General features: G+C 66.3%; 9 protein-coding genes. 6 read left to right on the forward strand and 3 right to left on the reverse strand.

Annotation, left to right across the window (positions count from 1 at the left end):
- Nucleotides 1-345, reverse strand: a 345-nt coding sequence (locus RMN84_RS12320; RefSeq protein WP_405051456.1) for an NAD-binding protein, incomplete at its 3' end; no start/stop codon positions are given.
- Here RMN84_RS12320 and RMN84_RS07215 point away from each other — a divergent pair.
- The 4 genes from RMN84_RS07215 to ribA all read left to right on the forward strand — a co-directional run bounded on the left by RMN84_RS07215 (nt 248) and on the right by ribA (nt 5353).
- Entirely contained in the window at nt 248-2581 is a 2334-nt protein-coding gene (locus RMN84_RS07215; protein WP_405051457.1) for a DNA translocase FtsK 4TM domain-containing protein, read from the forward strand. The two genes, RMN84_RS12320 and RMN84_RS07215, sit on opposite strands and share 98 nt — an antisense overlap.
- Before the next feature lie 92 nt (nt 2582-2673).
- Nucleotides 2674-3291 carry an outer membrane lipoprotein carrier protein LolA gene (locus RMN84_RS07220; RefSeq protein ID WP_309611505.1) on the forward strand — a complete coding sequence of 206 codons (618 nt, stop codon included), beginning with the start codon at nt 2674-2676 and terminating at the stop codon, nt 3289-3291.
- A 233-nt stretch (nt 3292-3524) separates the two neighbouring features.
- Entirely contained in the window at nt 3525-4316 is a 792-nt protein-coding gene (locus tag RMN84_RS07225) for an exodeoxyribonuclease III (RefSeq protein ID WP_309611506.1), read from the forward strand.
- Nucleotides 4313-5353, forward strand: a complete 1041-nt coding sequence (gene ribA, locus RMN84_RS07230) for a GTP cyclohydrolase II (RefSeq protein ID WP_309611507.1) — start codon at nt 4313-4315, stop codon at nt 5351-5353. Before RMN84_RS07225 ends, ribA begins: the two co-directional genes overlap by 4 nt.
- On the opposite strand, the gene RMN84_RS07235 is transcribed toward ribA, so the two are convergent.
- Both RMN84_RS07235 and RMN84_RS07240 read right to left on the reverse strand, forming a co-directional pair.
- On the reverse strand, nt 5350-6024 hold the full coding sequence (locus RMN84_RS07235; protein WP_309611508.1) for a YggS family pyridoxal phosphate-dependent enzyme: 675 nt from the start codon (nt 6022-6024) through the stop codon (nt 5350-5352). The two genes, ribA and RMN84_RS07235, sit on opposite strands and share 4 nt — an antisense overlap.
- Nucleotides 6025-6035: 11 nt before the next feature.
- Entirely contained in the window at nt 6036-6752 is a 717-nt protein-coding gene (locus RMN84_RS07240) for a porin (protein WP_309611509.1), read from the reverse strand.
- Between the two features lie 213 nt (nt 6753-6965).
- Between RMN84_RS07240 and RMN84_RS07245 the strand changes: the two genes are divergently transcribed.
- Both RMN84_RS07245 and RMN84_RS07250 read left to right on the forward strand, forming a co-directional pair.
- A complete protein-coding gene (locus RMN84_RS07245; protein ID WP_309611510.1) occupies nt 6966-7397 on the forward strand; it encodes a DUF3576 domain-containing protein in 432 nt (143 codons plus the stop codon).
- A gap of 6 nt (nt 7398-7403) precedes the next feature.
- Nucleotides 7404-7852 (forward strand): class I tRNA ligase family protein (locus RMN84_RS07250; protein WP_309611511.1); only part of this gene is annotated, 449 nt, incomplete at its 3' end.

Genomic DNA, 7852 nt, shown 5'->3' on the forward strand with positions numbered 1-7852 from the left:
GGCACTCGTCCGGCCGTCGAACGCCGCGTCGAGCCTGGTGTCGGGATCGGCCGGATCGACCACCGTCACGCGAAGGCCACTGGCATCGAGCGCAGCCGCCAGCGCGAGCCCGACCAGCCCACCGCCGAGAATGATGACGTCGCTTCCTTGCATCACCGCCAGTGTAAGCGCTGGCGGGACAAGAGGAAAGCCTTGCGCGCGGAGTCCCGTCCATTGCATGAACGGCGAACAAAGCGGGGACGATGAGATGGCGAGCGTCGCACAGCGCGCACAGAAACGCGACCTGGGGCCGGACTGGCGCGACACGCTGGCCGTGTCGATGCGCCGCTTTGCCCGGCGCAGCATGGGTGCGATCCTGATCGGGCTGAGCTTGGCGCTGGGCCTGGCGCTGGCGACGCACAGCAGCACCGACCCCAGTTTCACGACCGCCGCCGGCGGGCCGGCGATCAATTGGCTGGGCGGGTTCGGCGCCTATGCCAGCGACCTGATGCTGTTGCTGTTCGGCCCGGGCTCTGCCCTGTTTCTGCCGGTAATCCTGCTCGCCGGGACGCGGATGATGCGCGAGGCACCGGGTGGATCGCTGTGGCGCGCCCTTCTCGTCGCGAGCATCGGCGTGCTGCTGGTCGGGATCGCACTCGGTTTGATGCGCTGGTCGGGCGTATCGGGGTTGCCCGCCGCGTGGGGCGGTGCGCTTGGGCTGGGGGGCGCGCATGCGATCGATGCCGGACTCGGCATGATCGGCAATCCGTCGATCGCCGGGCCGCTGCGGTTGACGTTGCTGGCCTTGTTCGCCCTCGCTGGGCTGGCGGTGCTGTGGGTAGCCTGTGGTGTCGGCGCAGACGAGCGGGAGTGGTTCGCCCATTTCTTCCGCCGCGATCCGGCTGAGTCACCGAAGCCGAAGCGCAAGACCCGCGAGCCGCGCGCGGAATTTGCGGCTCCTGCTCCGCCGCGCTCGCGCCCCGCCGTCGCCGTGACCGAGGCAATGAGCGCGATCGCCCCAGCAGTGTCGCGCAAGGACGCCGGGCGCAAGGGCCGCTCGGCCGGCCAGGCGAGCCTCGCATTGGGTGACAATTATCAGCTACCACCGCTCGACCTACTCGCCAGGCCGACCGAGACCGGGCGCACCCCCGTCGACCGCGCGGGCCTCGAGCGCAACGCTCGCCTGCTCGAATCGGTGCTCGAGGATTTCCATGTCCGTGGCGACATCGTCGAGGTGCGCCCCGGTCCGGTCGTGACCATGTACGAGCTGGAGCCGGCGAGCGGGATCAAGGCAAGCCGGGTCATCCAGTTGGCCGACGACATCGCCCGCAACATGTCGGCGCTGTCGGCGCGCGTCGCGACCATTCCCGGGCGCAGCGTGATCGGCATCGAATTGCCCAACGTGAGGCGCGAGACGGTGGCGCTAAGCGAATTGGTCGGCAGCCAGGCGTTCGAAGATCAGAACATGTCGCTGCCGCTGATCCTGGGCAAGAATATCGCTGGCGACCCGGTCATCGCCGACCTCGCGCCGATGCCGCATTTGCTGGTCGCGGGCACGACCGGATCGGGCAAGTCGGTCGGCCTCAACTGCATGATCCTGTCCTTGCTCTATCGGATGAGCCCGGACGAATGCCGGATGATCATGATCGATCCTAAGATGCTGGAACTCAGCATGTATGAGGATATACCCCACTTGCTCGCCCCGGTGGTGACCGAACCGGGCAAGGCGATTCGCGCGCTGAAATGGACCGTCGAGCAGATGGAGGAACGCTATCGCATGATGGCCAGCCTCGGCGTGCGCGCGCTCGCCAGCTACAACCAGAAGGTGCGTGAGGCGAAGGCCAAGGGAACGACGCTCGGGCGGCGCGTGCAGACCGGCTATAACGCCGAAACCGGCCAACCGATCTATGAAACCGAGGAACTGGACTACGATGTACTGCCGCAGATCGTGGTGGTCGTCGACGAGCTGGCTGACCTGATGATGACCGCCGGCAAGGAGGTCGAGTTTTTGATCCAGCGGTTGGCACAGAAGGCGCGCGCGGCGGGCATCCATCTGATCATGGCCACCCAGCGGCCGTCGGTCGATGTCATCACCGGCGTGATCAAGGCCAATTTGCCGACGCGGATCAGCTTCCAGGTCACCAGCAAGATCGACAGCCGCACGATCCTTGGCGAGCAGGGGGCCGAACAGCTGCTTGGCAAAGGCGACATGCTTTACATGCCCGGCGGCAAGCAGATCATCCGCGTCCACGGCCCGTTCGTCAGCGACGAGGAAGTGCGCCTGGTCGCCGAACATTGGCGCAAGCAGGGCGTGCCCGACTATATCCAGGCGGTGACCGAGGAGCCTGAGGACGGCGGCTACATGTTCGACGGCCAGCCGACTGGCGAAGACGATGCCGAAACGGCGCTGTACCGCAAGGCGATCCAGGTGGTGGCGGAGAGCCAGAAGGCGTCGACTAGCTATATCCAGCGACAATTGCGCATCGGCTACAACAGCGCGGCACGGCTGATCGAGCGAATGGAAAAGGATGGCATCGTCGGCCAGCCCGACCACGTCGGTCGACGCGAGGTGCTCATGGACGCCGACGGCCACGCGATCTGAGCGTGTATGGCGCGGAACGGTCGGGTTCAGCACCTATTCAAGCCGCCCGCACCATTCGGCCGGGCAAGCTTTTCGGTTTCGGGAGAATTTGTATGTCGATGCGTTTCGCGCGGTTGATCGCGCCGCTCACTATCGCTGCCCTATCCGCTCCGGCCGCAGCAGCGACCGATCCGACGGTGGCGCAAGTCGAGCGCAGCCTGGCCGCGACCCAGTCGATGACCGCCAGTTTCGTGCAGACCAATGGCAAGGGCCAGCAGCTGGGCGGCCAGCTGAGCCTCAAGCGGCCCGGCCGGGCGCGGTTCGATTATGGGTCGGCGGCGAATATGCTGATGGTGGCCGACGGCACCAGCCTCTATTTCCTCGACTATGCGGTCGGTCAGAAGAGCCGCTGGCCGATCGCCAAGTCGCCGCTCGGGCCGCTGCTGTCCGGCAATCCCGACCTTCAGCGGATCGCGCGGCCGATGCCGGCGCAGGACCCGCGTGTCGTCCTGCTGCGGGTGCGCGACGCCCGGCGGCCGGAGTTCGGGACATTGATCCTGGCGTTCATCAAGCAGGCCTCGGCCCCCGGCGGCCTGCAGCTAGAGGGCTGGACGGCGATCGACGCGCAGAACAAGAAGACCACCGTCAAGCTCGACCAGCAGCGCTACAATGTCGCCGTGCCTGATTCCGCATTCCAGTTCGCCGAACCTAAAAAGCGCGGTCGCGCGTGACATTGGGGCGTCGAATTGCGATAAAAACCGTCTCGTTCGGCTACTTGTTCATCCCCGCGACAGGCACGCCACGATAGGGAAGCCGTGATCGCGGCATCGCCGGGGGTTTCCCCCTGTTACCCTTGGCAGACGCGATCGCCTTGCGTGACGAAACGCTTGGTTGGCCCCCGCTCCACGCCCCCGGAGCGGGGGTCTTTTGCATATCGGGGGCGCAAGCGGCTAAGCGACCCGACGTGACCAAGCTCAAGATCGCTTCATGGAACATCAACAGCGTCCGCGCGCGGGCGGGGATCGTCGAGCAATTGCTCGTCGAAGAAGCGCCGGACATCCTGTGCCTTCAGGAAACCAAGGCGATGGACGCGGTTTTCCCGCGCAACCTGTTCCAGCGGCTTGGCTTTACGCACCAGATCCTGAACGGGCAGAAGATGCACCATGGCGTGGCGATCGTCAGCCGGGTGCCATTGCACGACGATCTGCGCCACGACTGGCAAGACAATGGCGAGGCGCGGCATGTCGGGGCGCGACTTGATTGCGGGCTGCGCATCGAGAATGTCTATATTCCGGCCGGCGGCGATATTCCCGACCGCACGCTCAACCCCAAGTTCGGGCAGAAGCTCGACTTCATCGAGCGCATGACCAGATGGTCCGAGAAGTTGGCTGAGCCGACTTTGATCGTCGGCGACTTCAACATCGCCCCGCTGGAAAGCGACGTGTGGAGCCACAAGGCGCTGCTCGACGTGGTCAGCCATACGCCGATCGAAGTTGAAGCGCTGGGGCAATTGCAGGCGGCGCATAAGTGGGTCGACCTGGGGCGGCGGTTCATCCCGGCACCCGAGCGCAACTTCACGTGGTGGAGCTATCGCGCGCAGGACTGGGCGGCAAGCGACCGGGGGCGGCGGCTCGACCATCTGTGGGCCAGTCCCAGCCTGGCACCGCAAGCGACCGCGCACCGCGTCCTTGAGGCGTGCCGGAATTGGGAGCGGCCGTCGGACCATGTCCCGCTGGTCGTCGAGCTGTCGCTGTGACTGCGGCGCTCGCCCCCGCCATCGCCGCACTGCGTGGCGGGCGAGCGGTGGAGATCGGCGACGCGGCCTATCTGTCGGTCGAGACGGGGACGGCCGAGATGCTGGCGCTGCTCGACCCGCAGGCAACGGCCCAATTACTGATTAGTGGCGAACGGGCAGCGGCGCTGGGGCTGGCCAACGAAGGGCTGGCAGCGGCACCGAGCCGGCCGGTGCTGATTGAGCGGCGCGCCTGGATCAATGCGGCGACGGCGATGGCCATCGTCGACCCGGCGCGCGACCTCGACCGGGGGCCGATCGGGCCGCTCGATCCGGTCGCCGTGCTCGACGAGCGGAGCGCCGAGGCGGCGCTGGTCCTTGCCCGGCGCGCGGGCCTGTTGCCGGCGCTGTGGCGGCTGGAAGGTCGGGCGCAAGCCGCTGCCATCATTACTTCGGACATGGTGCTCAAGGATGCCACGGTCGCCACAATCAGTGGCAGGGCAAAATTGCCGGTCGCGGGGGTCGGCGAGACGCAGGTCGTGGCGTTTCGCGATGCGGCCACGGGTGAGGAACATGTCGCTCTAATCATTGGGTCTTTTGGCGGGCAGCCACCGCTCGTGCGGCTCCATAGCGAGTGCCTGACCGGCGATGTCTTCGGCAGTTTAAAGTGCGATTGCGGGCCACAATTGCAAGAAGCCTTGCGCCTGATATCGGCAAGTGATGGCGGGGTTTTGCTCTATTTGCGGCAGGAAGGGCGCGGCATCGGACTAGCCAACAAGATCCGCGCCTATCAGCTGCAGGACCGCGGATTGGACACAGTCGATGCCAATCGGCGGCTCGGCTTTTCAGACGATATGCGCGATTACGGAATGGCAGCGGCGATGCTGCGCGCGCTAGGCATCGTTGCGGTGCGGCTGCTGACCAACAATCCGGCCAAGCTGGCGGGGCTGGAGCAGGCCGGGATCCGGGTAGTCGAACGGGTCGCCCACCATATGCCGGTCAACCCGCACAACGCCGACTATCTCGCCACCAAACGCCAGCGCAGCGGCCACCTGAGCTAGTCCTCAAATAAGGCCGATCCGACGCGGACGACCGTTGCGCCGAGCATGACGGCGGTCTCATAGTCGTCCGACATGCCCATGCTGAGCCCGCTGACGTCATGGCGCCGGGCGAGCTTGGCGAGCAGCGCGAAATAAGGGGCGGGCTCGGGGCCTGCCGGGGGAATCGCCATCAGCCCGGCAAGCGGCAACGGTGACGAGCGAACCCGCGCGAGGAACCCCGGGAGGTCGCCAATGGCGACGCCGCCCTTCTGATCCTCCTCGCCGATGTTGACCTGGACATAAACCGAGGGTGTTCGGCCCGTTTTGACGGCGGCGGCGACCAGCGCATCGAGCAGGGAAGGGCGGTCGACCGAGTGGATCGTGTCGAACAGCGCGACCGCGTCGGCCGCCTTATTCGATTGGAGCCGACCGATCAGGTGGAGGCGAACTCCGGGCTGCGCGGCGATCAGCGGCGGCCATTTGGCCTGGGCCTCCCGCACCCGGCTCTCGCCGAAGTCGCGCTGGCCGGCGGCGATCAGGCCGGTGATCTCTTCGGCCGGATGGGTCTTGGTCACGGCGATCAGCGAAACCGAGGTCGGCTCGCGTCGAGCGGTGCGGGCGGCACGCTCGATCGAATCGCGGATCAACCCGAGTTGATGCGCGACGGGATCAGGTGAATCGCTGGCGGACATATCGTCCGGGATCAGAATTTGAAGGCGGTTCCGACGTAGACCGCCTGGCTGTCGCGGCGCTGGTCGGCGAGGGCGGCCAGCCGCTCATGCTCGATCTTGTAGCGCACGCCACCGGTCACCGCGAGGTTGCGGGTCAGCGAGTAAGCGCCGCCGAGGTCGACCGAGACATTGTCGTTCTTGGCCAGCGCCGGGGCCTGCTTGCCGTCGCTGCGATCGGCGCCGAGTGCGACCCGGCCGGTGAAGCGCTTCAGATTATAGGTCAGGCCGAGCGCCGCACTTTCACGACCGCCCAGTGCGGAACCGGGACCGGTGATCTTGGCGACATCGCCCGAGAGGGCAAAGCGACGCCAGCCGACGGCCACTCCGAGATTATAGGTTGATGCGGCAAGGGCGACGGCGCCAGTCGCCGCGGCCAGTTCATTCCCGTGTACCGTAGCGGTGGTCGCGCGGGCACGGATCGCAACGCGAAGCTGCGACGGGCGGCCCTTGCCGGCGGCCGGGGTGAAGTGGAAATCGTTGGCGCTGGGTGCACGGCTCGCGAAGGCAGCGGCGAGGCGCGGATCGGCCGTGGCCGGGGTGAAGCTAGAGAAATGATCGAAGCTGAAGGCGACCGGGGCCGGGCGCTTCGAATCAGGCTGAGCGAGGAGCGCAGCCGGGATGAGCGCAAGCGTGCCCGCAGTCGCCAGAGCAGCGCGTCGCCATGACTTCGACTCACCCTTCGGAATCACCCCATACTCCCTCGCCTGTCATATAGGCCGAAGGCACGGGATGTTCCAAGCGCCTAGTCCATTTGGAGTCAGGCTGTTGCTCCTAAAGCACGATCATTGTTCCGAGGCGGGTCTGCACGACCATGCTTGCGGCGGCGCGACCCGCTAACTACGAGGGTCGGCATATCGGATCCAGGTGGCACCCCCTGCCGCCGGCTTTTTCGAGGATAGATCATGCGCGCTTCGACACCCCTCGCCCTCATTCTCTTCGTGGGCCTCGCGCTAGGTGGCTGTTCCCGCGACCGGCGGGTGCCAAACACCTTGGCTCCGGCGCGGATGACGACCATCGGCGTCAATGCCTATCTGTGGCGAGCAGCGATCGACACACTTTCGTTCGCGCCGTTGATCCAGGCCGATTCCAACGGCGGCGTGATCGTCACCGACTGGTATTCGACGGCGGCCGCGCCCAACGAGCGGGTCAAGATCACTGCCTCGATCCTGGACCAGGACCTGCGCGCCGACGCCCTGCGCGTCGCGGCGGCACGTCAAGTCAACAACAACGGCGCCTGGGTCGACGCCCCGATCGCCGCGGCAACGGTCCAGAAGCTGGAAGACATCATCCTGACCCGCGCCCGCGACCTTCGCCGCAGCGCCGTCGGCGGCTAAGCCGGCATGATCGAGCGCTTCGACGCCGCGTCCGCCGACAAGCGCTGGCAGGAGCAATGGGCGGCGGCGGGTGGCTTTGCCGCCGATAGCGCCAGCCCCAAGCCCAAGACCTATGTGCTGGAGATGTTCCCCTATCCGTCGGGGAAGATCCATATGGGGCATGTCCGCAACTATACGATGGGCGACGTCCTGGCACGGTTCCGGCGAATGCAGGGTTTCGAAGTCCTCCACCCGATGGGCTGGGATGCGTTCGGCATGCCGGCCGAGAATGCGGCGATGGAGAAGGGGGTTCACCCCGGCGAGTGGACGCGGGCGAACATCGCGGCGATGCGCACGCAGCTGAAAGGGCTCGGCTTTGCCCTCGACTGGAGCCGCGAACTGGCGACCTGCGAGCCCGATTATTACGGGCATGAGCAGGCGCTGTTCCTCGACCTGCTTGAGGCTGGCCTCGTCTA

This window comes from Sphingomonas sp., assembly GCF_031380695.1.
Lineage (GTDB): Bacteria > Pseudomonadota > Alphaproteobacteria > Sphingomonadales > Sphingomonadaceae > Sphingomicrobium.